Genomic DNA, 26,132 nt, shown 5'->3' with positions numbered 1-26,132 from the left:
CTACATGGGCCAACAGGCCCGTGAATGTCATTGGGAGGACATCATGAAGAAACTTTTGACCACCGTCGCGGCGGCAGCCGTCTGCACGCTTGGCGCTCTGGCACCGGCAGCCGCCGAAGGCGAGAAATACGTTCTTGTCAGCCACGCACCGGACAGCGACAGCTGGTGGAACACGATCAAGAACGGTCTGGCACTCGCAGGTGAGCACATGGACGTGGAGGTGGAGTATCGCAATCCGCCAACCGGCGACCTTGCCGATATGGCACGTATCATTGAGCAAGCTGCGGCCTCTTCCCCTGATGGGATCATCACCACACTGGCGGACTACGATGTTCTGTCCGGCCCGATTCAAGCCGCGATCGACTCTGGTGTTGACGTGATCATCATGAACTCCGGCTCCCCTGATCAGGCGCGCGAACTGGGTGCGCTGATGTATGTGGGTCAGCCGGAATATGATGCGGGCTATGCGGCGGGCTTGCGTGCAAAGGGTGATGGCATTGGCTCTTTCCTCTGTGTGAACCACTACATCTCCAACCCGGCCTCAACCGAACGCTGCCAGGGCTTTGCGGATGGTCTGGGCGTAGATCTCGGCAACCAGATGATCGACTCCGGTCAGGACCCGTCTGAAATCAAAAACAAAGTACAGGCCTATCTGTCTGCCAATCCAGAAACCGATGCCATCCTGACACTGGGCCCAACATCTGCAGACCCAACTCTGCTGGCTCTGGAAGAAGACGGTTTGAGCGGCGAAATTTACTTCGGCACGTTTGATCTTGGCGAAGAAATTGTGAAGGGCATCAAATCCGGCGCCATCAAATGGGGCATCGACCAACAACCCTTCTTGCAGGCCTATCTGCCAGTGGTTGTGATGACCAACTACCACCGTTTTGGCGTTCTGCCTGGCAATAACATCAACTCCGGCCCCGGCTTCGTAACCGTCGATGGTCTGGAAATGGTGGAAAAATTCGCTGGCGAATACCGCTAACTATTTCCTCCCGCAGGGCGGCCGGAGCAATTTGGCCGCCCTCATTCCATCTGAAATCCTGACGAACCTCGAAAAGGACCCGTGAGGCACCCTATGTCAAATGCACAAACACAATCCGCGACGGATGAGCGGATCAAATCCCGCTCCAAGTTTCGCGAAGCGCTGATCCGCCCAGAGCTGGGTGGGATCGTTGGTACAGTCGCTGTTTTTGTCTTCTTCGCGCTGTTTGCTTTCGACAGCGGCATGTTCACCTCTAAAGGGGTGCTGAACTGGAGTCAGGTTTCCGCCCAGTTCATGATCATCGCGGTCGGCGCCTGCCTGCTGATGATCGCCGGAGAATTTGACCTCTCCGTGGGCTCCATGATCGGCTTTGCCGGCATGATGATCGCGATCTTTTCGGTCACCCTGGGCTGGCCTGTCTGGATGGCCATTCTTGTCACATTTGCAATCTGCCTCGCGCTTGGCGCGCTCAACGGCTTCATTGTGATCCGCACAGGCTTGCCAAGCTTTATTGTGACACTCGCATTTCTGTTCATCTTGCGCGGGTTCACCATCTATTTCCCGCAAACAATTGAACGCAAAACCATCATTGGTGGCGTCAAAGACGCGGCAGAAGGCGACTGGCTGGCTTTCCTGTTTGGCGGCAAAATTCTTACAGGCTTCTTTTCATGGCTCGGCGACATCGGTTTGATTGAGACCTTTTCGCGCGGCTCTCGTGAAGGCCAACCCATTGTTGACGGTGTACCAATGCTGATCGTCTGGGCGCTGGTCCTCGTTGTGTTTGGCCATGTGCTGCTCACCAAGACCAAATTTGGCAACTGGATCTTTGCCGCAGGCGGCGATGCCGAAGCGGCACGCAACTCAGGTGTGCCCGTGAACCGCGTCAAGATCCTGATGTTCATGTTCACCGCCTTCTGCGCAACGGTTTTTGCCACATGTCAGGTCATGGAGTTTGGCTCCGCAGGCTCCGACCGCGGCCTATTGAAAGAATTTGAAGCAATCATCGCCGTTGTGATTGGTGGGGCGCTTCTCACAGGGGGCTACGGCTCCGTTCTGGGCGCAGCCTTAGGCGCGCTGATCTTCGGCGTGGTGCAGCAAGGCCTGTTCTTTGCTGGCGTCGAAAGCTCGCTGTTCCGGGTGTTCTTGGGCCTGATCCTGCTCGCGGCCGTGATTTTGAACACCTACATCCGCCGCATGATCACCGGCGAACGCTAAGGGGAAATTGAGATGACTGAAGATACCACTTTCCACCACGGTGATCCGGCGCCCAGCAAGCCGCTCATCGAGATGAAGAACATCCAGAAACACTTCGGCTCTGTGATTGCTTTGGCAGGCGTCTCTGTGAATGTCTATCCGGGGGAATGCCATTGCCTTCTGGGCGACAACGGCGCGGGCAAATCCACCTTCATCAAAACCATGTCCGGGGTACACAAACCCACATCTGGTGAAATCCTCTTTGAGGGCATGCCCATGAGCTTTGATGATCCACGAGATGCCATTGCAGCCGGGATCGCCACCGTACACCAACATCTCGCGATGATCCCTTTGATGTCGGTCAGCCGCAACTTCTTTATGGGCAACGAACCCGTCAAAAAAATCGCGGGCATCCCCTTCTTTGATCATGACTATGCCAACAAAGTCACGATGGATGAGATGCGCAAAATGGGCATCAACCTGCGCGGTCCGGATCAGGCTGTGGGCACATTGTCGGGTGGGGAACGTCAAACCGTAGCCATTGCCCGCGCGGTGCATTTTGGGGCGAAAGTGCTGATCTTGGATGAGCCAACATCGGCCCTCGGCGTGCGCCAGACCGCCAATGTGCTCGCGACCATCGACAAGGTGCGCAAACAGGGCATCGGCGTTGTCTTCATTACCCACAACGTGCGCCATGCCATGGCTGTTGGCGATCGTTTTACGGTGCTCAACCGTGGCCAGACACTGGGCACAGCCAAACGCGGCGAAATCACTCAAGAAGAGTTGCAGGATCTGATGGCAGGCGGTCAGGAACTCGCAACCCTCGAAGGCAGCCTCGACGGGACCGTCTAAGGACATGAACATGCAGAAATCTCTCGATATCATCACCATCGGTCGCGCGGGTGTGGATCTCTACGGCAGTCAAATCGGCGGCCGCCTTGAAGACATGGGCTCCTTTGAAAAATACATTGGCGGCTCCCCCACCAATATCGCAGCGGGCACCGCGCGGCTTGGCCTCAAGTCAGGCCTGATCAGCCGCGTTGGTGATGAGCACATGGGCCGCTTCATCCGCGAAGAGCTGATCCGCGAAGGCGTGGATGTGCGCGGAGTTGCCACCGATCCGGAGCGTCTGACCGCGCTGGTGATCCTTGGCATCCGGGATGAAGAACAGTTTCCCCTGATCTTTTATCGAGAGAACTGCGCAGACATGGCCCTCTGCGAAGCGGACATCGACGAGGCGCTGATCGCAGACAGCCGGGCGGTGGTGGCCACTGGCACCCACCTGTCCCACCCGCAAACTGCCGCCGCCGTGATCAAAGCACTGGAGCTGGCGCGCAAACATGGCGGGCGCCGCGCGCTGGACATCGACTATCGCCCCAACCTCTGGGGCGTGGCCGGGCATGGCGATGGCGAAAGCCGCTTTGTCGAAAGCGCAGCTGTTACAGCAAAATTACAATCCACCCTGCATCACTTTGACCTGATTGTCGGCACCGAAGAAGAATTCCACATTGCCGGTGGCTCGACCGACACCATCGAAGCCCTGCGCGCGGTGCGCGCGGTTTCCAAGGCCACACTGGTCTGCAAACGCGGCCCCATGGGCGCGGTGGCCTTTGAAGGTGATATCCCGGACAGTCTTGATGATGGACAGAGCGGTCCTGGCTTCCCGATCGAAGTCTTCAACGTTCTGGGCGCGGGGGATGGGTTCATGTCGGGCCTGCTCAAAGGCTGGATGGAAGAGGCTGACTGGCCCACGGCTCTGACCTATGCCAACGCCTGCGGCGCGCTGGCGGTCAGCCGTCATGGCTGCACCCCGGCCTACCCTTCGCAGGAAGAACTGGCGTTTTTCCTCAAACGCGGTGTGATCCAACCAGATTTGCGCAACGACAAAGCTCTGGAGCAAATCCACTGGGCCACCAACCGCAAGGGCGACTGGTCCACCATGCGGGTCTTCGCCTTTGACCATCGTATCCAATTGGAAGAGATGCCCGGCTACACGCCAGAAAAAGGCAGCCAGTTCAAAGAACTGTGCCTTGAGGCCGCACAAAACGTACAAGCCGGCCAATCCGGCTACGGCATTCTGTGTGACAACCGCATCGGCAAGACCGCTCTGCACAAAGCCAGCGGGTCAGGTCTTTGGATCGGCCGCCCAACCGAGTGGCCGGGATCGCGCCCTCTGACACTCGAGCCTGAACTTGGCAGTGACTGCGGCGCGCTGAAATCCTGGCCTCGGGAAAATGTCGTAAAAGTCCTGTGCTTCTGCCATCCCGACGATGATGCCGAAACATGGGCACAACAGGACGCGACCGTTCTGCGACTCTACGAAGCCGCGCGTCGCAATGGTCTGGAATTCCTTCTCGAAGTCATCCCTTCCAAAGTCGGCACAGTAGACGAAGACACAACGCCATGGGTGATCCAGCATTTCTACGATCTGGGCATCTATCCAGACTGGTGGAAATTGGAGCCTTTGACCTCCGATGCCGCATGGGGCAAGGCAGTGGCGGCCATCACCCGCAATGATCCACACACCCGCGGAATCGTCGTCTTGGGACTTGACGCTCCAGAAGCGGATCTGGCCGCGAGCTTCCGCCTTGCAGCCAGCTACGATTTGGTCAAAGGCTTTGCTGTGGGCCGCACCATTTTCGCAGAGGCCGCCCGCGCCTGGATGCTGGGCACTCTCAGCGATGCAGAAGCCATCGCCGACATGAGCACCAAGTTCAGTCGCTTGGCCTCCATCTGGGATGACGCCCGCGCAGGGGCCCAGAGTGACGCAGAGGGAGACGCACAATGACAAAGACAATCCGACTGACCGCAGCGCAGGCCATGGTGAAATGGCTCTCTGTTCAAATGACACCAGACGGAGAACGCTTTGTAGAAGGCGCATGGAGCATTTTTGGGCACGGCAACGTCGCTGGCCTCGGCGAAGCCCTCTATGCGGCGGGCGACAGCTTTCCAACATGGCGCGGCCAGAATGAACAGACCATGGCCCATGCCGCCATTGCCTATGCCAAGGCGCATAAACGCCGCCGCGTGCAGGCCGTGACCAGCTCCATTGGCCCCGGCGCGACCAATATGGTCACCGCCGCGGCCCTTGCCCATGTGAACCGCCTGCCAGTTCTGTTTATTCCCGGCGATGTTTTTGCCAACCGCCGCCCCGATCCCGTGCTGCAACAGGTGGAGGATTTTGACGACGGCACCGTGTCGGCCAATGACTGTTTTCGCGCAGTCAGCCGCTACTTCGATCGCATCACACGCCCCGAACAATTGCTGACAGCCCTGCCTCGCGCCCTGCGCACCATGACAGACCCCGCCAACTGTGGCCCGGTGACCCTGTCTTTCTGTCAGGATGTACAGGCCGAGGCCTATGACTATCCGGAAAGCTTCTTTGCACCCAAAATCTGGCATATCCGCCGCCCCGCGCCTGACGCACGTGAATTGGCAGAGGTCGCAGAGCTGATCAAAGCCGCTAAAAATCCCGTCCTGCTCTGCGGCGGTGGCGTGATCTACTCAGGCGCCGAAGAAACGCTTGCAGATTTTGCCACCAAACACGGCATTCCCGTGATTGAAACACAGGCCGGCAAATCGGCCCTCGCACAATCCCATGCGATGAACTTTGGTGCCTCGGGCGTGGATGGATCGGCGGCGGCAAATGCCCTGTCGGTGGATGCAGATCTGGTGATTGGCGTTGGCACACGGTTTCAGGATTTCACCACCGGCAGCTGGGCACTGTTCCAAAACCCCACGCGCAAACTCGTCTCCATCAACGTGCATGGCTATGACGCTGACAAACACGGCGCGACCCCGCTTGTGGGGGATGCCAAAATCACTCTGGAAGCTCTGTCTGAAAAACTGGCAGATCATCACAGCGGCGCATTTGACGCCCAATCGCGTCTGGATTGGCTGGCGGCCGTAGATCGCCACTGCGCCGATCGCAATGGCGGCGCAGGCTACCGCCCGCTGGATGCCGAGGTCATTGGCGCCGTGCAACGCACCTCCTCAGAAAACACCATTGCGATGTGCGCCGCAGGTACCATGCCCGGCGCTCTCAAACTGTTGTGGCAACCTTCACAGGGCGGCTATCACATGGAATACGGCTACAGCTGCATGGGCTATGAAATCGCCGGTGCCATGGGCCTGAAACTGGCGCAGCCAGAGCGGGATGTTGTCTGTTTCGTCGGAGATGGCTCCTACATGATGGCCAACTCCGAGCTGGCCACAGCCGTCATGCGTCGTGTGCCCTTCACCGTGGTGCTGACGGACAACCGAGGCTATGGCTGTATCAACCGCCTGCAAATGCACACCGGCAACGAGCGGTTTAACAACCTTTACGCCGACTGCCGCATCGAAGTGCAGCCCGAAATCGACTACGTGGCCCATGCCGCCTCCATGGGGGCCCAAGCGCTCAAAGCCACAAGCATTGCGGATCTTGAGACCAAACTGGTCGAGGCCAAATCTTCACCGATCCCAACCGTGATCGTGATCGAAACCGATCCGATGCAGGGCCCCGGCGAGGCTGGTGGCGGCTTCTGGTGGGACGTGGCTGTGCCGGAAGTGGCCGCAAGTGAAAAACTCCAAAAAGCCCGCGCAGCCTATGAAGCCGCGATGGCAGACCAGAACCTTGTGAATTGAGGCACCGACATGATCCTTTTTGGCACCAATCCCATCGCTTGGGCAAACGACGACGATCAGACCCTTGGCGCGCATATCCCCACCGAACAGATCCTGCGTGAGGCGGGTGACATAGGCTTTGACGGGATCGAAAACGGCCACCGTTGGCCGCAGGACGATCCAGAAGCGTTGAAGCAGCTGCTGGGCGGGCATGGTCTGAAATTTGTTTCCGGCTGGCACTCTCTGAACCTGCTGGCACAGTCGGTGGCAGAAGAGAAAGCTGCAATCCAGCCACATCTGGACAAGCTCAAGCACAATGGCTGCAAGGTCGCGATTGTCTGTGAAACATCCAATTCGGTTCAGGGGCTGGACGTTCCTGTGAATGACGCGCCAGTTTTGAGCGCGGATGAGATGCAAGCCTTTGGCGCCAAGGTGGAAGAGATCGCGCAATATTGCGCGGATCAGGGCATTGCACTGGTCTATCACCACCATATGGGCACCGTGGTGGAAACGCCGGAAGAAATTGACGCCTTCATGGCCGCAACCGGCCCCGCCACCAAACTGTTGTTTGATGCAGGCCACGCATACTTTGGCAGCAACGGACAAGATCCTGCGCCCATTCTGGCCAAATACGCTGACCGCATGCACCACTTCCACGCCAAAAACGTGCGCCCTGCTGTGATGAAAGAGGTGCGTGAAAAAGGCCTGTCCTTCATGGATGGTGTGCGCGCAGGTGTCTTTACCGTTCCGGGCGACAGCGAAGGTGGCGTGGATTTCACACCTCTTCTCGGCACGCTGAAGGACACGGGCTATGATGGCTGGATCGTGATTGAGGCCGAGCAAGACCCAGAAGTGCGCAACCCGTTTGAATATCAGTCTCTGGGCCTTAAAACCCTGAAAGAGATCGCAGCAAAGGTGGATCTGTCATGAGTGACCTTCTACGCAAGCCCTTTGGCAATCACGGTAAGGTCCACGACATCACCCCGGCCAGCGCCGGCTGGCGCTATGTCGGCTTTGGCCTTTATAAACTGCGTCCGGGAGAAACCGCTGCGGAGCTCACAGGCGACCGAGAGGTCATCTTGGTGATGGTCGAAGGCAAGGCCGCAATCCATGCCGCCGATCAGGACTGGGGCGTGCTAGGCGAGCGAATGAATGTCTTTGAGAAGACGCCCCCGCATTGCCTTTATGTGCCCAATGGCTCTGACTGGAAGGCCACGGCCGAAACTGACTGCACAATCGCAGTCTGCACCGCCCCTGGGAAATCCGGCCACGAAGCACGTCGCATCGGCCCGGATGGCATCCAGCTCACCGAGCGTGGCAAAGGCACCAACACGCGCTACATCAATAACATCGCGATGGAAGCAGAAGACTATGCCGACAGCCTGTTGGTGACAGAGGTCTTCACCCCGGCCGGACATTGGTCCTCTTTCCCAAGCCACCGTCACGACGAAGATGACTTCCCCCGCATCACCTACCTCGAAGAAACCTACTATCATCGCCTGAATCCGTCAGATGGCTTTGGCATTCAGCGTGTCTACACCGATGATGGGCAGCTCGATGAGACCATGGCCGTGAGCGATGGGGACGTGGTGCTTGTGCCGCGTGGGCATCATCCCTGTGGTGCGCCCTATGGGTTTGAGATGTATTATCTCAATGTCATGGCAGGCCCCTTGCGCAAATGGCGCTTTGTCGCTGCGCCGGAGGTGGAGTGGATCATGGAACGGGATGCGTGATCCCCAAAGTACCTTCAGCACTTGGGAAGGCCTTTTCAGGCCCTCCCATTCAACGCGCAAGCAATACCCATTCTGAGCGCATCCGCTTTCCTACGAAAAGCTTTGCTCCAAGGCGCGAAAACCACCCAAGAAAACATCGTTTTCCACAAAACTGTGCCAATGCGCCGTCTGTCCATCGCCCGCTTCAAACTCCGCCCACCATTCGGCGAACGTTTCGTTGCGATCTGTGATGGCGGAGACTTTCATGGTGGCGACATAGTTCACAAAAGGCAGCGGCCCATTGGGCAGCATATCATAGGTCAACGACCGCTCTACATTGGAGATCGCGAGCAGGGTTTCCCGAATACGCCCCGATCCATCTGTGAGGGCGAAATTGCGCACGCAGCCCACCTCACCGGCATTGAAACCTTCCTCGATACGGCTGTCGGTGGCGGCAGGATGCCAGCTTGGCAACCCATTGAAATCGCGCACGCGAGCCCAGACTTGATCGACGGGCACGGCGATGATTGTGGACGCGTAGGCTTTGATCATTGGGCGGCTCCTTCTGCTATGTGCGCGCCACGGCGCAGATTTCCAAAACTTGCGGTCTGCGCGGCAATCGCGCGTTCAGTTGGCAAACGCTCCATAGAGGACGCGCCATAAAAGCCGTGGCAGTCCGGGCAGAGATCAAGAAACTTCTGCGCGTCGTCCGGCTCGGCCAGTGGGCCACCATGACAGATGAAAATCAAGTCATCCCGGTGAGCGCGGGCGGCTGCCGCCCATTCCTCATAGAGGCGCGCACATTCTGCGATGTCGGGCGCGCTATCCCCGGCCCCGATGGACCCGCCAGTGGTCAACCCAAAGTGGGCGACAATCACATCGGCCCCGGCTTTGGCCATGGCGGCGGCATTTTCGGCGCTGAACACATAAGGTGTGGTCAAAAGATCGCGTTCATGTGCCTTGGCGATCATCTCCACCTCTTTGTCATAAGACATGCCGGTGGCTTCCAGCTCGCGCCGGAACCGGCCATCAATGATGCCAACGGTGGGAAAATTCTGCACACCGGCGAACCCCATCGCGGCGAGATCATCCAGAAACTTGTCCATGATGCAGAACGGATCTGTCGCGTTGACGCCAGCAAGCACGGGCACGTTCTCTACGACGGGCAGCACCTCCCGCCCCATGTCCATCACGATTTCATTGGCGTTGCCGTAAGACATGTAACCCGCGAGCGAGCCGCGTCCGGCCATGCGGTAGCGGCCAGAGTTGTAAATCACGATCAGGTCGATACCGCCCGCTTCTTCGCATTTTGCGGAAAGTCCGGTGCCGGCGCCGCCACCCACGATGACTTTGTCTGCGGCGATCTTGGCCCGAAGGCGCTGAAGGATGTCTGCGCGTCCTGTGACTGCCATCTTAGGTTCCTTTTTCATTGTAGATTTCGTTGAACTCAGCGATTGCAGCCTTGGCAAAGGCCGGATCGTTGATGTGCATTTCGAGGTCGATCAATCGACGATTTTTGGTCTGTTTTACGGTGGAGCGCAGTGCCTGAAACAACGCGTCATTGGCGTGGGGGTCGTAAAACGGGCCGCCTTCAATATCCAAAGCGGACACCCCCTTGAGCGGCAGCAAGAAACGCACTGGCCCTTCGCAGGCATTGAGTTTTTTGCCGATCCACGTGCCAATTTGCGCCGCTTCTTCGGCATTGGCACGCATGAGCGTCACCTGCGCGTTGTGATGATAGAGCGTGCGGTCTTTGAACTGAGGCGGCACGCTTTCTGGCCCCCAGAAGTTCGCCATATCCAAAGCGCCACAGGAGCCCACATAGGGCAGCTTACTGCGCGCGATGCTGTCAAGGCGCCCCTCCCCTGCACTGAGGAAACCGCCCACAATCAGGTCACAGATTTCCGTGGTGGTGATGTCGAGCACCCCGACCACATCGCCCTGATCAACAAGCTGTTCCATCGAGCGGCCGCCGCTGCCGGTGGCGTGAAACACCAGACAATCAAACTGATCAGACAGCTCTTCTGTGATGGCCTGCACGGCGGGGGTGGTGACACCAAACATCGAGAGCACCACGGCAGGGCGATCATCGGGTGCTTCGGGCACCGGGTTTGCCATCATGCCCGCCAGAGCGTGAGCGGCGTTGCCCAGCAGTTTGCGCGATACACGGTTGAGGCCGGACACGTCGGTCACAGGGTGGAACATATTCACATCAGAGGCGCCGACATAGGCAGACACATCGCCTGAGGCGAGCGTAGACACCAGAACCTTTGGCACGCCAATCGCCAGAGCCTGCATCGCTGGCGCGATGATGGCCGAGCCGCCAGACCCGCCAAGGCCAATAATGCCACCCAGGTCAGACCGCCCACCGACAAAGGCGGTTAGTGCGCGGGCCATTTCGGTCACAGCAGCGCCGCGATCATTGACAAATACCGCTGCGGGGCCTTCCGGGTGGCAGGCGGCGACACTGGCGGCGGTCACATCCACGCCGCTGTCCCCGCCTTTGGTGCCGACATTGACCAGCACGGTTTCCAGCCCGGTTGCGGCGATGAGATCGCGCACATAGGCCAGCTCTGGACCCTTTGTGTCCGCGGTGCCAATCACATAAGCTTTCTTCGTCATAAGCTCCTCCCTCAGCCTGCCTGACCCGGCTCTAGACCAAGATGTCGTTTCTGCATCGCTGTGTCTGCCTCGAGCGCTTCAGCGCTCATGCGTTCCACAACTTCGCCCCCCACCATGATCGCCACATCCTGCACGGCAGCCAATGCGGCGTGCATGTTTTGCTCAACCAGCATCACCGCGATGCCTTCGCGCGCAATCAAGGCAATCAGATCAATCACATCGGACACAATCGCGGGTGCGAGACCCTCTGTGGGTTCGTCCATCACGATAAGCTTGGGATTGAGTAGGAGCGCGCGCCCAATCGCGAGCATCTGCTGCTCCCCGCCAGAGAGGCGGTCCCCTAGATTGCGGCGGCGCTCTTTCAGGCGGGGAAAGGTTTCATAAACCCGATCAACCGACCAGTCCCCACCCCGACGCTCTACAATTCTGAGGTGCTCTTCTACCGTGAGGGAGCGAAACACCCGCCGCCCCTGCGGCACATAGCCGATGCCCAGCTGCGCGCGCTTTTCTGGCGCGAGCCCCGTGAGCGCAACCCCATCAAACCAGATTTCACCTGCGGCATGGGCATGCAGCCCCATGATGGCATTGCACAGGCTGGTTTTGCCCATACCATTGCGCCCCAGAATGCCCAGCGGGCGTGTGCCCACGGTGAGATCCACCCCATGCAGCACGTGGCTGGAACCATAGCGCAAATCCAGCCTTTCAATTTTTAGCAACCCATCAGTGGCCATGAGCCCCTCCGATATAGACGCGATGCACCTCTTCGTTTTGCATGATGTCGTTGGGAGACCCTTCTGCGAGCAGGCGGCCATTGTAGAGCACAGAGACGCTTTCAGAAGTTTGCAGCGCGATTTCCATGTCATGCTCAATCAACACGACAGTGACGTCTTTGGGCAAAGACATGAGCAAGGCGCTGAGTTTGGGGCGCTCTGCCGGGGACAGCCCAGCAGCGGGCTCATCCAGAAGCAAGATTTTGGGGTCTTCCGCCAAAGCAATGCCAATTTCGAGCTGGCGCCTTTGACCGTGGCTCAACTCCGAAACTTCCCGCTCCAACACATCGGTGACACCTGCCACCTCTGCCAAGCGCTCCGCCTCTGTCAGGCGCGCATCATTGTGGCGCAACGGCAGCACCTGCCGCCAGCCGCCCCGCACGCCTGCGACCGCAAGAAACAGGGTTTCGCGCACGGTGAGCCCATTGAACAGATGCGCGTGCTGATAGGTGCGGCGCACCCCGCGTTGAATGCGTTTGTTGATCGGCTCGCGCGTGACGTTGGTGCCAAACAGCGAAATGGTTCCGGCCGTGGCCTGCGTGTCGCCTGTCAGCACATTGAACAGGCTGGTTTTGCCCGCGCCATTCGGCCCAAGGATCGCCCGCCGTTCGCCGGGCTGCACAGTCAGGTTGATGTCCTGAACCGCCCAGAAGCCGCCAAAGCGTTTGCCGATGCCCCGGACCTCCAGGGCATTGGCGTTGGTATGTGTCTGACTTATGGGCACGAAGGGTTGTCCCGGCTGACAGGTCCAGAGGCCAGGAAAGTGGCTTCGTCTTGACCCAAGAGCTGATCCACATCGCGCACCACTTTGACAACTCGGTTGCCAAGCGAGCCGTCTTCACGCTCATAGACCTCGGTCACAAAGTTATCGACGATGCCGTTACGGTTCTTGTCCAGACGCATGGTGCCGCCTGTTGGCGTCACAAAGGTCAGATCCGTAAGCGCCGCGCGGAAGGCCGCCTGATCGTTTGACAGATCGCCATCCACTGCGTCCAGCGCCAGCATCGCAGCTTTTGCGCTCATGTAATAATGATGCGCAAAGATAGACGGTGCAGAGAAACCATCTGGGAAGGCCTCTGTGTAGCTTGCGGAAAAGGCGCTCCACTCTTGACCGTCATAGTCGCTCACTGTTGGCGTGCCAGCTGGCGCGCCGACAAGCAGTTTCTTGAACGGGCCTTTGGAGTCCAGAATGGATTGGTCGATGGTGATGGAGCCGCCAATAATCGGCTTGTCACCGCCGGCCTGACTGTATTGCGTGAGGAAGTTGACCGCGTCTGCGCCGCCCAGCGCCACAAAGATCGCATCCACGTCCTGCGGGATTGAATAGACCACGGAGGAGTAGTCTTTGTTGCCGATTGGGGTCCAGAATTTCTCTGGCACCTTGCCGCCTGCGGAGCAGAATTCGGTCATAAAGCCCAGAACTTGCGTGTAGGGGAAGGAGTAATCTTCCGCGATCACGGCGACGGATTTGTAGCCCATGTCGTTATAGGCATAATCGCCCACCCCCACCATCCACTGTGCGCCATCGCCGCCAAAGCGGAAGAAGTTGTCAGAACTGTCGCGCAGCGTGGTGTCCTGCGCTGCTGACGAGCCATTCAGGAAGGTCACAGCCGGATAGGATTTGGACAGATCGCGCAGCGCGAGCCCTTCGGAGCCTGACAATGGCCCCACAATCATATCCACCCCATCCTGCTCAATGAGCTTGCGGGCGGCATTCACCGCGCTATCCGGGCTGGCGTCTGAGGACATGGTGATGACTTCGACTTTGTTGCCATCAACCTCTCCGCCCACTTCAAGCACCGCCAGCTCCGCGCCACGGATCCCATCCTGGCCAAGCGCGGCAAACGCGCCTTCGAGAATGGAGATCACGCCGATTTTGACCTCCTCGGCAGAGGCTGGCACTGACATTGCGCTGAGCGCAAGCACCGAAGCCGCTAATTTGAGCTTATTCATTCTAGGTTCCTCCCTATGAGTTTGCTCGTACAGATGATTTGGATTTCGCGTCAGGGCTGCGCAGGCGGGCGATCCAGTCCGCGCCAAGCTGATGCAGCCCGCCCGGTGCCACCACCACGATCAGCAGCAGCACACAACCGATCAGCGTGTTGAAGCGTTCCCGGTCGATCAGATCGACGGCGAAGGTGTCCAGCAGCACAAAGACCACTGCGCCAACAAAGGCCCCTGCTGGATGGCGCAACCCGCCAATGACAGAGATGATCAGGATGTCGATGATCGGGCCAAGCCCCACCGAAAAGGACGAGATCCGCTCCTGATACCAGACATTGAGAATGCCCCCTGCCCCGGCCAGAAAGCCTGAGCAATCGGAGTGGTGACAGAGATGCCCAGCGCCAGCACGCGGCCCGGCGCATCGCGCACCGCCTGAATCGTGAGCCCCAGAGGGGAGCGCACAAAGCCACTGACCAGCGCCAGAGCCAAACCGGCTGTCGCGAGCGACAGAAGATAGAGGGGCAGCGGATCGCGCAGACTGATCCCGGCGATCTCTGGCGCGCGCACACCGGAAAAGCCTGTCCAGCCGTTAAAGAACGTGTAGTTCTGTCGGGTGAAGTAGAAGAAGGCCACGCCAATCGCCAGCGTGATCATGATGGCATAGATGCCACGTGAGCGTCGTGCAATCAGCCCGACAACTGCGCCGGACACCGTGGCAAGCGCCAAGGCGATGGGGATTGTGACCCAGAACGGCAGCGGCACGCCCAGCCCAACGGTGTTGGGACCAAAATAGGCCACCGTGTAGCCCGCCACCCCAGCCATGGTGGCTTGCGCAAAGGAGACCACGCCCAGATAGGTGGCCAGAAAACTGAGGCTCAAAGCCATGACGCCGAGGATCAGCGCGCGGGTGGCGACCTGTGTCAGCCAGAAATCATTGAGCAGCAGCGGCAGCGCCAGAAGCGGCAGAAGGATGAAAGAGGATCTCATTGTTCAGCCTTTCCAAGCAGGCCCTGCGGACGCACCGCGAGCACAAGCACCATGATTGCGAAGGTGAAAACCACGCCATAGGTCGGCGCGTAGGCGAGGCCGTATTGCTCAGCCAGACCCACCAGCAGCGCACCAAGGGCAGCGCCGCCGATCGAGCCCATGCCGCCAACGATGACCACCACCAGCGAAGACAGCAGGAACTGAAGATCCGTGCCCGGTGCGATGGAGAGCGCGCTTGCTGCGACAACTCCGGCCATTCCCGCAAGCATGCCACCGAGGGCGAAGACGAGCACAAAGATACGGCCAATCGGGTAACCAAGCGCGCGCAGCATGTCCTGATCATCCACACCGGCGCGGATCACAGCGCCAAAGCGGGTGCGTTGGATCAGGAACCAGAGTGCAAGACCGGTGACCAGTGCAAAGGCCATAAGCGCGAGGCGAATGTTGGCATAGCCCACACCAAGGATCGGCAATCTCTGCCCACCTGCCAGCGCCTCTGGCAGCGCGACCTGATAGGTCAGGCCGCCCCAGTACCACAGCATAAGATCGGCCATGATGATGGAAATCGCGATCGAGGCGAGGGTTTGGCGCAGCTCATCACCCTGCATCCACCCCAGAACCCCGGCCTGCACCAGTGCCCCGGCCAGCGCCGCAGACAGCCCCCCGCCCAGCACGCCAAGCCCCCAAGAGCCGGTGACATCGACAATGCTGTAGCCAACATAGCCACCAAGCAGCAGCAGCGCGCCATGGGCCATATTGACCGTGCGCATCAGGCCAAAGATCAAACTAAAACCGCTGGCCGCCAAAAAGTAGAGCGCAGCGAGTGTCAGCCCATTGAGGGTGACAATAAGAAATAGAGTCATGTTTCCTCCCGTTGAGAAAGAAACTGACAGAGACTCGCTGCCTGACAAAGAAAAGCCGCCAACCGAGAAGAAATTTAAAAATGTTAAATAACAAAAACTTAAGGCCAACCCCCCTTAGATCAAACGCGCACTATCGGAAAATTGCAGAATATACTTCTCATTTTCGGAATTTCCTTCTTATATGGCACTATGAAATCACTTACCCTATCAGGTCGCGCGCCTCTCGATACGCCGAACAACAACCGGATTTTCTGCCCCACACTCGCAGGCCTCTCTGCCTCTCAGGCCGATCTAGGTTTTTTAATGCCGCGACTGGATCACAACCGCGCCGTACGCGAAACCGCAAGGCAAGGCGCTTGGGCGGCCGTTCTGGCCAGCGATCCCTTTGGCTCAGAAATCGCATTATTCTCTCGCCTTCAGGAACTGGGATACAGCGGGATCATCAATTGGCCATCTTCCATTTTGCTTGAAGGCAATCTGCGCCAATCCATGTCAACAATTCCTGCATCCCCAGCCTTTGAGTATGACTTCCTCGCACGCGCGAAGGCCGCCGGTCTGGAAACCATGGCATTCTTTCTGTCACTGGAGCAGGCAAGGCTTGCGCTACAGGCAGGACTAGATCACCTTATCCTGCATCCAGGATTGCTCAGTGTCGAAGACTCGGAAAGCGGCGCACTTGTGCTGCGATCGCTGCAAACGCTGCTTGATACCCTTAAAATCGAAGATGAGCGCACGACAATTTACGCATACACATCTAGCTGGCATGAACGCCTCATTCCTCTCAGCACACTCTCTGTTGACGGTGTCATTTGGTATGAGGATCACGGATGAGCCGACAGAAAACAGACTTCCTCTTTGCCGCCGTTGTAGGCTCAGGATTGACAGCGAAAGCAGCAGACAAAGCTGGCGCCGACTATCTTCTTGCCTTGAACGCCGGACGCTTCCGTGTGCAAGGCGCATCCTCCCTCACCAGTTTTCTGCCGGTCCGCGCGGCCAATGACTGGGTGATCGAGTTTGCAGAACGGGAGATGCTGGGCCGTTGCAATGCGCCAATCTATGCGGGATTTTCCGTCAGCGACCCAAATCTTGATATTGCAGCGTTGGTTGCGCGCACCAAGAGCCTAGGCTTTTCTGGAGTGTGCAACTTTCCCTCTACCACCTTGATAGATGGCAGACTCGGTGCCCTCCTGGAAAGAGAGGGCTTGGGTCTTGCACGCGAACTGACGCTTGTTCAAGAGGCCAGCAAAGCAGGTCTGGGCAGCTTCGCCTACGTGCACAACAATGCACAAGCACGCAAAATGGTAGAGGCCGGTGCAACAGCGATTTGCGTCAATGTTGGCTTCACCAGCGGTGGCACTGGGGTGACCACACATCTCACCCTTGAGACCGCTGCCGCTCAGATCGAGCGCGTTTTGGAAGGCGTTCCTGCGTCGGTGGACAAACTATGCCACGGCGGCCCAATCACATCTCCCGAAGAGGCACTGGCCATTACGCGAATATGCGGGGTTCAGGGCTTTGTCGCCGGATCCACATTGGATCGCTTGCCAGTGGAGCAAACGCTGAGCGAAGTGACAAAGGGCTTCACAGCCATTCCAAGCCTGTCGCGGATTGAGCCAAGCACACCAACCACACAGCATGATTTGGTAGGCTCGTCCATGGCCATGCAAATCATCCGTAAGGAGCTGGACGATCTCGCCCATGAAGATGTGCCTGTGTTGCTGATTGGCGAAACCGGCACAGGCAAAAGCAGAGCCGCCCTGCGGCTGCATGAAGCGGGCATGGCAGCCCGTCGTCAGCCTGTCGTCGTGGACTGCCCTGCTCTGAATGGCCAAGAAGGCGCTCTTCATCTCTTGGGCAAAGCTCCGGGTGCATTTGGCGGCGGCGGCACTCAGCGGGGCGCCCTTGAACTTGCCTCCTCCAGCTCGATTATCTTCGACGAAATCTCAGCTCTTCCCAGAGACCTTCAAGGGAAACTCTTGAAGTTTACCGATGAAAAAACCATCCAGAGGATAGGCGACCACAGTCTGCGGCGCATAGATACGCGCATCATCGCAACAAATGCGCAAGACCTCCTAGATTGCACAGAAGAGCAGGATTTTCGAAAGGATCTGTATTACCGCATATCCGGACATGAAATTGCCCTGCCCGCGCTTCGGGAGCGGGTGGACGATATTCCCGAACTAGCCCTACATTTGGGGCAGCAACTCAGCGGTGATGTTCCCAGATTTTCCAATGCAGCGATGCGCATGCTTCTGGAGCATGACTGGCCCGGCAACGTCCGAGAACTTTCCTACGCCGTAAAACGCGCCATCCGCCGCGCTGAAGGCGGTACAATCGATCTAAAAGCCATAGATTTCCTGCGCAAAAAACAAGCCACCTCCCCCCTCAAGCTGCCCGAAGCACCCGCAATGGCCAATACATCGGAACAAGAATGGATCGCAGCAGCACTTGCACGAAACGGCTTCAGACGCGCCCAAACTGCGGAGGAGCTCGGCATGACGACACGCACTTTGTACAATAAAATAAAAAAATACCGGCTTCAGACCTGAACCCGCATTCCACGCACGCTTGTGCAAACTATGGATCTAGAGGGTGATGGCACGTCGACTTACGCCAAAGCACTCGCACGAGATATTCACACGCCTTCACGGGTTCATTTCATGCGCTGCGCCATTGCGCGTGAAACAATGGCGCATCAATATCCGGCTGCAGGAAGACAAGCTCATGACCTTGCACCTTGCAGGGAAGCAACTATCCATGCATTTCAGCGATCACTTTGGCTTCACGAGGTGAATTCGCACACCGCGTTAATCAACGCGACCTATCCCATTGGTTCGTGCCAGAATATCCACACCCTGCTGTTTCCAAAAATGCAGCAGATCTATAAAAACCCAGTTCTCCGCCAGCTTATCGCCCTCGCGGCGATAGATGTCGATCACACGAAACTCCCCCGCTTTGCCGGTCGCTGGCATCCCCATAAACCCGCCACTTGGTACGGCGGTGAAATTGGGCCAGCCAAAGAAGCCGCCATAATGCCCTTCCGCCATGCGACAGATGTGATTGGTCTTGGAGCGCTCGGTAAAGCCCGCCCGAAAAGGCCCGGAATGTTGCTTGGCATAGCGTTCAATGGTGTAGGTCGCACCAATGCCCGTTGGGCCCCACCAGATCATGTCGTCATGCCAGGTCAGCGCCAGTTCTTCTTCCAGCGGCAGCGGATTGTCCCACTGCCCCAAATCGCCAATCATTGCTTCAATTGCCGCCAGCGTCTTGGCGCCTTCCTCTGCTGGTTGCGCCTCATACAGCAACCCGTCATGGGTCATCGGCCCCGGCTGCACCAGTTGCGCCGCTGTCTGCTCCGGGAAAGGCTGCAAACCCGTCTGCACCATCAGATGCGGGATATCAAAATACATCGCTGTCTCAACAATCTTGCCGCCCTGCACCCGATGAAAGGCGCAATAGCGCAGAAAGGCCATCTTGCCAGTCGCAGGAATGCCCAGCCACGGCCGATCAAACAGCCCCATCAGATGCCCCATTGAGCTCACCCAGACATCGCCCTGATCGTCAAACCGATTCTGCGCCGCAAAAAAGATGTCCATCCGCCGCTGCATCCGTGTCAGGCTCTGACGCAGCGGTGTCCAGAATTGTGCACCCACGGCGCACGCGCCACGGATCTCGTCAAACGGGTGAAATCCGCGCCACAGCAAATCAGAATCACAGTGCTTTGCCATCACTTCGGCCATGCTATCGGCTTCTGCGGCATCCAGATCAGCATAAAATGCCCGAATAATGTGCTTGGCGCTTTGAACATCACTCATGTGATTTTCCCATATTAGACATAAATTTAATCCGCATCTCACAACGCGATTTTCGGAGGCGTTCAAGACATTTTTGCATACGTATGCAAAAATGTCTTGCCAAAACCGACGTGACATTACTACCATTTTGCAAACGTATGCAAAACGCATCTGGATCAACCAAATGCTGCTCGGGGGACCAAAATGGCGGAAATTCAGCTTCGCAATGTAGGCAAGCGCTGGGGCACTTTCGTGGGTGTTCACAACTTCGACCTCACCATCGCCGACAAGGAGTTCCTCGTCCTTCTGGGGCCATCTGGATGTGGCAAGACCACCACCATGCGCATGATCGCCGGGCTAGAGGATGTCAGCGAAGGGGAGATCCGCATTGACGACACCGTGGTCAATGAGCTGGAGCCCAAAGACCGCGATGTGGCCATGGTGTTTCAAAGCTACGCGCTTTACCCAAACATGAACGTCTATGAGAACATCCGCTTCCCATTGAAGGTGCGCGGCATTGATCCGGCCACCCATCATGAGCGCGTCATGCAGGCCGCAGAGCGCGTGGAACTGGGTGAATTTCTACACCGCAAACCGGCAGAGCTCTCTGGCGGTCAACGTCAGCGCGTCGCACTGGCGCGCGCGATTGTGCGCAAGCCCAAAGTCTTCCTGATGGATGAACCGCTCTCCAATCTGGATGCCAAGCTGCGGGTCTCCACCCGCGCCCAGATCAAAAACCTAAGCCACGATCTTCAGGCCACCACCATCTATGTGACCCATGACCAGATCGAAGCGATGACATTGGCCGACCGCGTTGTGGTGATGAAAAAAGGCGTGGTACAGCAGGTTGGCTCGCCCACTGAAATCTACGACAGCCCCGCCAATACTTTTGTCGCGAGCTTCATCGGCTCCCCGGCGATGAACCTGATGGATGGCGAGATTACCGGCGGCGTGTTCCGAGCGCCAAATGTCGAAATTCCGGGCATTAATGCCCCTGATGGCCCGCTGACCCTCGGCTTCCGCGCAGAGGATGCAGCTGTTGCCGAAGGCAAAGGCCAGATCACCGCCCCAATCTACACGCTGGAGCTTCTTGGCGATGCCACGATGATCTCCGTGCGCGTCGGGGATGCACTGGTTTCCGTGAAAGCTGACAAGACCTACCGCGCCGAAATCGGCGATCTGGTCTCTCTCAGCATCCCGACTGAAATCTGCCACCTCTTCAATGCAGAAGATGGCGCAAGACTGGGATCTTAACCCAGCATTCTGCCTTCGCATGTGCGGCGGCCAAGGCCAACCGGGGTGAACAGTACCCCTTTGACCCAACACAGGGAGACACATATGTCTATGATGAAACTTTCAATGCTCGGTGCAGCAGCCGTGTTCATGGGAACAACCGCTTATGCGGGCTGTGGCGTAGCATCTGGCACCGTCAATATTCTGGGCAATGATTTTGCCGCCATTCAGGCCGTTGCCGCAGGCGCAAAAGAATGCGCAGACAGCGGTGTGACCGTTGAGAGCAACCTCAACAAAGACTATCGCGATCTGCAAGTCGCTGCACTGACCGCCAATCCGGCGCAATACTCCACAGTTGTCACCACCAACGCTGGCATCGTGCCGCTGATCGGCGAAGGCCTGATCCGCCCGCTGGATGATCTAATCGCAAAACACGGCCAGAATATCTCCAAGAACCAGTTGATCACTGTCGACGGCAAAGTGATGGCGGTGGCCTTCATGGCCAACGCCCAGCACCTGTTTGTGCGCACAGACATCCTTGAGAAAGCCGGCGTCGACGTACCCACCACCTATGAAGATGTTGTGGCCGCAAGCGCAGCGATCAAAGCAGCCGGCCTGATGGAACACCCCTTCGCCACCACCAGCCAGACCGGCTGGAACCTCGGCGAAGAGTTTGTGAACATGTACCTCGGCTTTGGCGGGGAGTTCTTCAAGCCCGGCACCGCAGAGCCGAATGTGAACAACGAAACCGGCGTGGCCGCGCTCAACATGCTCAAAGCGCTGACCGAGCAATCCAACCCGGATTTCCTCACCTTTGACTCCAACGCGGTTCAGGCCTCCTGGGAAGCCGGTGAGCTGGCGATGGCTCATCTCTGGGGCTCTCGTGGCACAGGCATTCTGGACGCAGAAGGCTCCACCGATGACGTGGTCAGCAACACTGTACTTGTTTCCTCCCCGACGGTTGGCGGCGGCAGCACCCCGGCGTCCTCTTTGTGGTGGGATGGCTTTACCATCGCCGCAAATATCAGCGATGAAGACGCCGAAGCCAGCTTTGTTGCCATGCTCAACGGCATCAGCCCAGCCAACGTGAAAGCCAACAACGACGCGGCCGTCTGGCTGATCGAAGGCTATCAGCCCTCTGCGGCCTCTGCCGGTGTTCTGGCAACCGCCACGGGTGGCACAAAGCCTTATCCGATGATCCCTTTCATGGGTCTGATGCACTCCGCCCTCGGCGCGGAACTCTCCGAGTTTCTGCAAGGCTCTGAATCTGCTGAGCAGGCTCTGGCTGATGTAGAGGCCGCCTATGTCTCTGCCGCCAAAGAAAAAGGCTTCCTTAAGTAAGAAGCCAACCCTTGGCAGAACCGGACCACTCCCCCTGGTTCTGCCGCCCATTGGCCCTTCGTGAACAGGACGATCTGACATGCGCCATAAAACCTTCCTCTGGTTCATTCTACCCAGCCTTGCCGCAATGACCCTCTTCATTGCGCTCCCACTGGTGTCAGTGGTTGTCCAGTCCATGTATATCGAACATGAGCAGGTCCTTGTGGTGACTGAAAACTGCGGCCCCTTTGGCTGCACGCAGGAAAGCGCTGTCGATACTGAGGCCACCGCCAAATTACGCGCCGAACAGCCACTCGGGCGGTTTGCGGGCCTGTCCACCTATTTTGACCGTGGTCATCTCGCTTCAGCAGAAATTGCCAAAGCCTGGACCAACCGCGAAAGCCTCGGAGGCTTCTGCGCAGAGCTCTACAATCTGCCGTTTTACAAGGCGCTCGCCTTCACCCTCACCTATACGTTTTTGGTGACACCGCTGGTGATCGTGCTTGGCCTACTGATCGCGCTTGGGGTGAACCGCCTAACGCCCGCCCTCAAAGGCCCAACCATTTTTGTCTCCCTGCTGCCGATGATCATCACGCCACTGATCGGCTCGCTGATCCTATTCTGGATGATCGACGCCCAAGGGGTGATCGGCAAATCGTTGCAATGGATCTTTGACGATCCGGAACTCTCGCTGAAAGCCTCCCCACCACTCACATGGATCACCCTCATCGTCTACGGCATCTGGAGCGGCGCACCCTTTGCCTTTGTGGTCTTCTACGCAGGGCTTCAGACCGTGAACAGCGACTCCCTTGAGGCCGCCATGATCGACGGGGCCACCAAATGGCAACAGATCCGCTATGTGGTGATCCCCCATCTGATGCCGCTGGCAGTGTTTATCTCGCTGATGCAGCTGATGGACAATTTCAGGGTGTTTGAACCGGTGGTTGGCTTCTCGGCCCAAGCCAATGCACCCTCGCTCTCCTACATCATCTTTGCGGATATGCGCAGCGACATCACTCGTTTCAACTCCGCCGCTGCCACCTCGGTGCTGACCGTGATCGGGGTTACGATCCTGCTTGCCCCCGTCCTGGTGCGCACATGGCGCGACTTCAAAGGAAAGGCTGTCTGATGTCCTCCACAATTGCAAACCGCTCCTCCCGCAGCCTGATTGTGATCTCCTCAGCCTTTGTGCTGCTCTGGGTGATTGTCGCCTCCTTCCCCTTCCTCTGGACCCTCTGGGGCTCCTTCAAAGTGCAGGGGGATTTTTTCTCCAAAGCGGACTGGACCCAAGCCCTCACCGGCACCCGCACGCTGATCGAAACCGGCGGCACCTTCACCGGCAAAGGCTATGAAGGTGCTTGGGTGCAGGAAGAGTTCTGGCGCGCGGCGATCAACACTTTCATCATTGTGTTCTTCACCGTTACCATCTCGCTGACCTTTGGCACCTTGGGCGGCTACGCGCTGGCGCGCTCCGGTCACAACTATTCCTTCTGGCTTTTGATGATCGCGCTGGTGTTTCGCGCCATGCCCCACATCACGCTGGTTTCAGGCTACCTGCTGCCGTTCTTTGAATGGAACCTCTGGGGCCATATCCCCACCGCGATCATCGTGCTTGTCGCCATCAACCAGCCCTTCACGCTCTGGATGCTGCACTCCTTCTTTCTGAACATCCCCAAGGATCTGGATGAAAGCGCCAAAGTCGACGGCTGCAACCAGTTTCAGGCCTTCCGCCATGTGATCATCCCGGTGATGTGGCCCGGCGTGATCACCACCGGTCTGTTCTCTTTCCTGCTGGCCTATAATGACTTCTCGGTCACCTCGATGCTGCTCAGCGAAGAGAACCGCACCATGGTGCCTGCGATCTACGGCTTCCTTGGCTCCACACAGGAAGAGGGCAATGTGATGTTTGCGGTTGCCTCCGTGGTCTCCGCCACCGCGCCGCTCTTTGTGCTGGTGATGTTCTTCCAGCGCCAGATTGTTTCGGGCCTGACCGCTGGCGCGGTCAAAGGATGAGCTCTTGCGCACGCCATAACGCCATGTCGCGCCATCCGGCGCTCAACAGGATGCCGCGGGATTTTCTGAGCGGGGTGCCTTGCGCCCCTCTCACACCACACACCGCATTTTACTAGGAGATAGACCATGAAAGGTTCTCGCCCCGAACAAGCCGTTCTGACCCGTGACACGGATATGAGCAAAACCGAAGACACCCGCCGCGTGATCGAAACCATGGTGGATGGTCTCAATGACCACCGCATTGACGACATCGGCGAATTCTTCACCCAGGGCTTCCGCTGGATGGGCAATCAGGGCTGCGGCACCAAAACCGGCCTCAAGGAATTTCAGGACAACTGGCAGCGCCCGTTCCAGGCGGCGTTTTCCGACAAAACCTGCATTGATGAGGCACGTCTGTACATGGGCGAATGGGCCGCGGCCTTTGGCCGTCAGGAAGCCACCCACTCCGGTGAATTCCTCGGCATTGCCCCCACCGGCAAACGCGTCGAAATCCGCTATATGGATTTCTGGAAGGTTGTGGACGGCAAGATTGTCGACAACTGGGTGAATGTGGATTTCGCCCATGTGGCTGCCCAGCTGGGTGTCGACATTTTCAACGGCGAAGGCTGGGAAGCCTATGACCGCGGCGAAAAAGAAGCGCCCCGTCCAGAGGCAAAATAAACCATGTCCCGGGCGCAAGTCCGGGGCCCCACTCTATGAATGAGGCCCCGCGTAATCTGCGGGGCGGGAGACAGTGAGATGACCATCGAGTATCTGAAACGCGGCAAAGACCAAGCGGAACGCGCCGAAGATGATGCCAAAACCCGCGCCGTGGTCGAAGCCACGCTCAAAGACATTGAAACCCGCGGCGACGCCGCCGTGCGGGAGCTGTCTGAGAAATTTGACAACTATTCCCCGGCCTCTTTCCGCCTGAGCCAGGAAGAGATCGACGCGCTGATCGCCTCTTTGACCGAGCGTGAGCTGGCCGACATCAAATTTGCCCAAGAACAAGTGCGCAACTTTGCGCAGGCCCAGCGGGACTCGATGCTGGACATCGAAGTGGAAACCATGCCCGGCGTGATCCTCGGCCATAAAAACATCCCGGTGCAATCCGTGGGCTGCTATGTGCCCGGCGGCAAATTCCCTATGGTGGCGTCGGCGCATATGTCCGTGGCCACCGCCTCTGTTGCTGGCGTGCCGCGCATCATCGCCTGCACCCCGCCGTTTCAGGGCAAGCCCAACGCCGCCGTGATTGCCGCCATGCATCTGGGCGGTGCCCATGAGATCTATGTGATGGGCGGCATTCAGGCGATTGGCGCCATGGCGATCGGCACAGAGACCATTGATCCGGTGCATATGCTGGTTGGCCCCGGCAACGCTTTTGTGGCCGAAGCCAAGCGCCAGCTCTTTGGCCGCGTCGGCATCGACCTTTTTGCTGGTCCAACCGAGACCATGGTGATTGCGGATGAAACCGCCGCCGACGCCGAACTCTGCGCCACCGACCTGCTGGGTCAGGCGGAGCACGGCTATAACAGCCCCTGTGTGCTGCTCACCAACAGCAAGAAGCTGGCCGAAGAGACCCTTGTGGAGATCGAACGTATCCTGCAGATCCTGCCCACCGCCGACACCGCGCGCGTGAGCTGGGATGAATACGGCGAGGTGATCGTCTGTGACACCTATGAGGAGATGCTGGAAGTGGCCGATGACATCGCCTCTGAGCATGTACAGGTGATGACCGACCGCGACGATTGGTTCCTTGAGAACATGACCTGCTACGGCGCGCTGTTCCTGGGCGCACGCACCAATGTCTCCAACGGGGATAAGGTGATCGGCACCAACCATACGCTGCCCACCAAGAAGGCGGGGCGTTATACTGGCGGTCTTTGGGTAGGAAAATACCTGAAAACCCACAGCTATCAGAAGGTCACCACAGATGAGGCCGCCACGCTGATCGGCGAATATGGCTCCCGCCTCTGTATGCTCGAAGGGTTTGTCGGCCATGCAGAGCAATGCAATGTGCGCGTGCGCCGCTATGGCGGTATCAACGTGCCCTATGGCACCGGCGCGCCTTATCGTGACGCCGCTGAGTGACGCGGCTTGGGATCTGAGGG

General features: G+C 58.2%; 23 protein-coding genes and 1 pseudogene. 15 read left to right on the top strand and 9 right to left on the bottom strand.

Annotated elements, in window-relative coordinates; all coding sequences use genetic code 11:
- Positions 1-43 precede the first annotated feature (43 nt).
- The 7 genes from J7382_RS17665 to iolB all read left to right on the top strand — a co-directional run bounded on the left by J7382_RS17665 (position 44) and on the right by iolB (position 8,517).
- Positions 44-985, top strand: a complete 942-nt coding sequence (locus tag J7382_RS17665; RefSeq protein WP_209070313.1) for a sugar ABC transporter substrate-binding protein — start codon at positions 44-46, stop codon at positions 983-985.
- 93 nt (positions 986-1,078) lie between these two features.
- Complete coding sequence (locus tag J7382_RS17660) at positions 1,079-2,200, top strand: ABC transporter permease (protein WP_058239342.1); 1,122 nt, start codon at positions 1,079-1,081, stop codon at positions 2,198-2,200.
- Between the two features lie 12 nt (positions 2,201-2,212).
- Complete coding sequence (locus tag J7382_RS17655; protein ID WP_209070312.1) at positions 2,213-3,031, top strand: ATP-binding cassette domain-containing protein; 819 nt, start codon at positions 2,213-2,215, stop codon at positions 3,029-3,031.
- A 10-nt stretch (positions 3,032-3,041) separates the two neighbouring features.
- On the top strand, positions 3,042-4,967 hold the full coding sequence (gene iolC, locus J7382_RS17650) for a 5-dehydro-2-deoxygluconokinase (RefSeq protein WP_209070311.1): 1,926 nt from the start codon (positions 3,042-3,044) through the stop codon (positions 4,965-4,967).
- Positions 4,964-6,805, top strand: a complete 1,842-nt coding sequence (gene iolD / locus J7382_RS17645; protein ID WP_209070310.1) for a 3D-(3,5/4)-trihydroxycyclohexane-1,2-dione acylhydrolase (decyclizing) — start codon at positions 4,964-4,966, stop codon at positions 6,803-6,805. Before iolC ends, iolD begins: the two co-directional genes overlap by 4 nt.
- Positions 6,806-6,814: 9 nt before the next feature.
- A complete protein-coding gene (iolE, locus tag J7382_RS17640) occupies positions 6,815-7,714 on the top strand; it encodes a myo-inosose-2 dehydratase (RefSeq protein WP_209070309.1) in 900 nt (299 codons plus the stop codon).
- The gene (gene iolB, locus J7382_RS17635) at positions 7,711-8,517 is read left to right on the top strand and encodes a 5-deoxy-glucuronate isomerase (protein ID WP_209070308.1); all 807 of its coding nucleotides are present in this window, start codon (positions 7,711-7,713) and stop codon (positions 8,515-8,517) included. The genes iolE and iolB overlap by 4 nt, the downstream gene beginning before the upstream one ends.
- Before the next feature lie 90 nt (positions 8,518-8,607).
- On the opposite strand, the gene J7382_RS17630 is transcribed toward iolB, so the two are convergent.
- The 8 genes and pseudogenes from J7382_RS17630 to J7382_RS17590 form a co-directional block, all read right to left on the bottom strand.
- Positions 8,608-9,048 carry an SRPBCC family protein gene (locus J7382_RS17630; RefSeq protein WP_209070307.1) on the bottom strand — a complete coding sequence of 147 codons (441 nt, stop codon included), beginning with the start codon at positions 9,046-9,048 and terminating at the stop codon, positions 8,608-8,610.
- Complete coding sequence (locus J7382_RS17625) at positions 9,045-9,908, bottom strand: phosphoenolpyruvate hydrolase family protein (protein WP_209070306.1); 864 nt, start codon at positions 9,906-9,908, stop codon at positions 9,045-9,047. The genes J7382_RS17630 and J7382_RS17625 overlap by 4 nt, the downstream gene beginning before the upstream one ends.
- 1 nt (position 9,909) lies before the next feature.
- Positions 9,910-11,118, bottom strand: coding sequence for a Tm-1-like ATP-binding domain-containing protein (locus tag J7382_RS17620; protein ID WP_209070305.1), 1,209 nt, complete (start codon positions 11,116-11,118; stop codon positions 9,910-9,912).
- An 11-nt stretch (positions 11,119-11,129) separates the two neighbouring features.
- Entirely contained in the window at positions 11,130-11,849 is a 720-nt protein-coding gene (locus J7382_RS17615; protein ID WP_209070304.1) for an ABC transporter ATP-binding protein, read from the bottom strand.
- Positions 11,839-12,612, bottom strand: coding sequence for an ABC transporter ATP-binding protein (locus tag J7382_RS17610; protein WP_209070303.1), 774 nt, complete (start codon positions 12,610-12,612; stop codon positions 11,839-11,841). Before J7382_RS17610 ends, J7382_RS17615 begins: the two co-directional genes overlap by 11 nt.
- A complete protein-coding gene (locus J7382_RS17605) occupies positions 12,603-13,841 on the bottom strand; it encodes an ABC transporter substrate-binding protein (protein WP_209070302.1) in 1,239 nt (412 codons plus the stop codon). The genes J7382_RS17610 and J7382_RS17605 overlap by 10 nt, the downstream gene beginning before the upstream one ends.
- A gap of 13 nt (positions 13,842-13,854) precedes the next feature.
- Positions 13,855-14,717, bottom strand: a pseudogene (locus tag J7382_RS20005) (branched-chain amino acid ABC transporter permease).
- Between the two features lie 98 nt (positions 14,718-14,815).
- The gene (locus tag J7382_RS17590) at positions 14,816-15,682 is read right to left on the bottom strand and encodes a branched-chain amino acid ABC transporter permease (protein WP_209070300.1); all 867 of its coding nucleotides are present in this window, start codon (positions 15,680-15,682) and stop codon (positions 14,816-14,818) included.
- 189 nt (positions 15,683-15,871) lie between these two features.
- On the opposite strand from J7382_RS17590, the gene J7382_RS17585 reads away from it, so the two are divergent.
- Complete coding sequence (locus J7382_RS17585; protein WP_209070299.1) at positions 15,872-16,513, top strand: phosphoenolpyruvate hydrolase family protein; 642 nt, start codon at positions 15,872-15,874, stop codon at positions 16,511-16,513.
- Positions 16,510-18,231 carry a phosphoenolpyruvate hydrolase family protein gene (locus J7382_RS17580; protein WP_209070298.1) on the top strand — a complete coding sequence of 574 codons (1,722 nt, stop codon included), beginning with the start codon at positions 16,510-16,512 and terminating at the stop codon, positions 18,229-18,231. The genes J7382_RS17585 and J7382_RS17580 overlap by 4 nt, the downstream gene beginning before the upstream one ends.
- 258 nt (positions 18,232-18,489) lie before the next feature.
- Here the strand turns inward: J7382_RS17580 and J7382_RS17575 are convergent, their stop codons facing one another.
- Positions 18,490-19,497, bottom strand: coding sequence for an ester cyclase (locus tag J7382_RS17575; protein WP_209070297.1), 1,008 nt, complete (start codon positions 19,495-19,497; stop codon positions 18,490-18,492).
- A 183-nt stretch (positions 19,498-19,680) separates the two neighbouring features.
- Here J7382_RS17575 and J7382_RS17570 point away from each other — a divergent pair, with 183 nt between their 5' ends.
- From J7382_RS17570 to hisD, 6 genes are all read left to right on the top strand, one after another.
- Positions 19,681-20,730: an ABC transporter ATP-binding protein gene (locus J7382_RS17570; RefSeq protein ID WP_209070296.1), complete on the top strand. Its 1,050-nt coding sequence runs from the start codon at positions 19,681-19,683 to the stop codon at positions 20,728-20,730.
- Positions 20,731-20,814: 84 nt separating this feature from the next.
- The gene (locus J7382_RS17565) at positions 20,815-22,050 is read left to right on the top strand and encodes an extracellular solute-binding protein (RefSeq protein ID WP_209070295.1); all 1,236 of its coding nucleotides are present in this window, start codon (positions 20,815-20,817) and stop codon (positions 22,048-22,050) included.
- A gap of 79 nt (positions 22,051-22,129) precedes the next feature.
- On the top strand, positions 22,130-23,158 hold the full coding sequence (locus J7382_RS17560) for a sugar ABC transporter permease (RefSeq protein WP_209070294.1): 1,029 nt from the start codon (positions 22,130-22,132) through the stop codon (positions 23,156-23,158).
- Entirely contained in the window at positions 23,158-24,042 is an 885-nt protein-coding gene (locus J7382_RS17555; RefSeq protein ID WP_209070293.1) for a carbohydrate ABC transporter permease, read from the top strand. Before J7382_RS17560 ends, J7382_RS17555 begins: the two co-directional genes overlap by 1 nt.
- A 126-nt stretch (positions 24,043-24,168) precedes the next feature.
- Entirely contained in the window at positions 24,169-24,702 is a 534-nt protein-coding gene (locus J7382_RS17550) for an ester cyclase (RefSeq protein ID WP_058239333.1), read from the top strand.
- Positions 24,703-24,780: 78 nt separating this feature from the next.
- Positions 24,781-26,112, top strand: a complete 1,332-nt coding sequence (hisD, locus tag J7382_RS17545) for a histidinol dehydrogenase (RefSeq protein ID WP_209070292.1) — start codon at positions 24,781-24,783, stop codon at positions 26,110-26,112.
- Positions 26,113-26,132: the final 20 nt, after the last annotated feature.

Source organism: Shimia sp. R11_0, from assembly GCF_017744035.1.
Lineage (GTDB): Bacteria > Pseudomonadota > Alphaproteobacteria > Rhodobacterales > Rhodobacteraceae > Shimia > Shimia marina.
This window is presented reverse-complemented; position numbering and strand designations above follow the sequence as displayed.

Coding starts and splice junctions, on each gene's coding strand:
- J7382_RS17565 (WP_209070295.1), top strand. CDS start 20,815: ATGTCTATGATGAAACTTTCAATGCTCGGTGCAGCAGCCGTGTTCATG.
- J7382_RS17555 (WP_209070293.1), top strand. CDS start 23,158: ATGTCCTCCACAATTGCAAACCGCTCCTCCCGCAGCCTGATTGTGATC.
- iolC (WP_209070311.1), top strand. CDS start 3,042: ATGCAGAAATCTCTCGATATCATCACCATCGGTCGCGCGGGTGTGGAT.
- iolE (WP_209070309.1), top strand. CDS start 6,815: ATGATCCTTTTTGGCACCAATCCCATCGCTTGGGCAAACGACGACGAT.
- iolD (WP_209070310.1), top strand. CDS start 4,964: ATGACAAAGACAATCCGACTGACCGCAGCGCAGGCCATGGTGAAATGG.
- J7382_RS17660 (WP_058239342.1), top strand. CDS start 1,079: ATGTCAAATGCACAAACACAATCCGCGACGGATGAGCGGATCAAATCC.
- J7382_RS17620 (WP_209070305.1), bottom strand. CDS start 11,118: ATGACGAAGAAAGCTTATGTGATTGGCACCGCGGACACAAAGGGTCCA.
- iolB (WP_209070308.1), top strand. CDS start 7,711: ATGAGTGACCTTCTACGCAAGCCCTTTGGCAATCACGGTAAGGTCCAC.
- J7382_RS17560 (WP_209070294.1), top strand. CDS start 22,130: ATGCGCCATAAAACCTTCCTCTGGTTCATTCTACCCAGCCTTGCCGCA.
- J7382_RS17590 (WP_209070300.1), bottom strand. CDS start 15,682: ATGACTCTATTTCTTATTGTCACCCTCAATGGGCTGACACTCGCTGCG.
- J7382_RS17575 (WP_209070297.1), bottom strand. CDS start 19,497: ATGAGTGATGTTCAAAGCGCCAAGCACATTATTCGGGCATTTTATGCT.
- J7382_RS17550 (WP_058239333.1), top strand. CDS start 24,169: ATGAAAGGTTCTCGCCCCGAACAAGCCGTTCTGACCCGTGACACGGAT.
- J7382_RS17580 (WP_209070298.1), top strand. CDS start 16,510: ATGAGCCGACAGAAAACAGACTTCCTCTTTGCCGCCGTTGTAGGCTCA.
- J7382_RS17655 (WP_209070312.1), top strand. CDS start 2,213: ATGACTGAAGATACCACTTTCCACCACGGTGATCCGGCGCCCAGCAAG.
- J7382_RS17615 (WP_209070304.1), bottom strand. CDS start 11,849: ATGGCCACTGATGGGTTGCTAAAAATTGAAAGGCTGGATTTGCGCTAT.
- J7382_RS17625 (WP_209070306.1), bottom strand. CDS start 9,908: ATGGCAGTCACAGGACGCGCAGACATCCTTCAGCGCCTTCGGGCCAAG.
- hisD (WP_209070292.1), top strand. CDS start 24,781: ATGACCATCGAGTATCTGAAACGCGGCAAAGACCAAGCGGAACGCGCC.
- J7382_RS17585 (WP_209070299.1), top strand. CDS start 15,872: ATGAAATCACTTACCCTATCAGGTCGCGCGCCTCTCGATACGCCGAAC.
- J7382_RS17665 (WP_209070313.1), top strand. CDS start 44: ATGAAGAAACTTTTGACCACCGTCGCGGCGGCAGCCGTCTGCACGCTT.
- J7382_RS17630 (WP_209070307.1), bottom strand. CDS start 9,048: ATGATCAAAGCCTACGCGTCCACAATCATCGCCGTGCCCGTCGATCAA.
- J7382_RS17570 (WP_209070296.1), top strand. CDS start 19,681: ATGGCGGAAATTCAGCTTCGCAATGTAGGCAAGCGCTGGGGCACTTTC.
- J7382_RS17605 (WP_209070302.1), bottom strand. CDS start 13,841: ATGAATAAGCTCAAATTAGCGGCTTCGGTGCTTGCGCTCAGCGCAATG.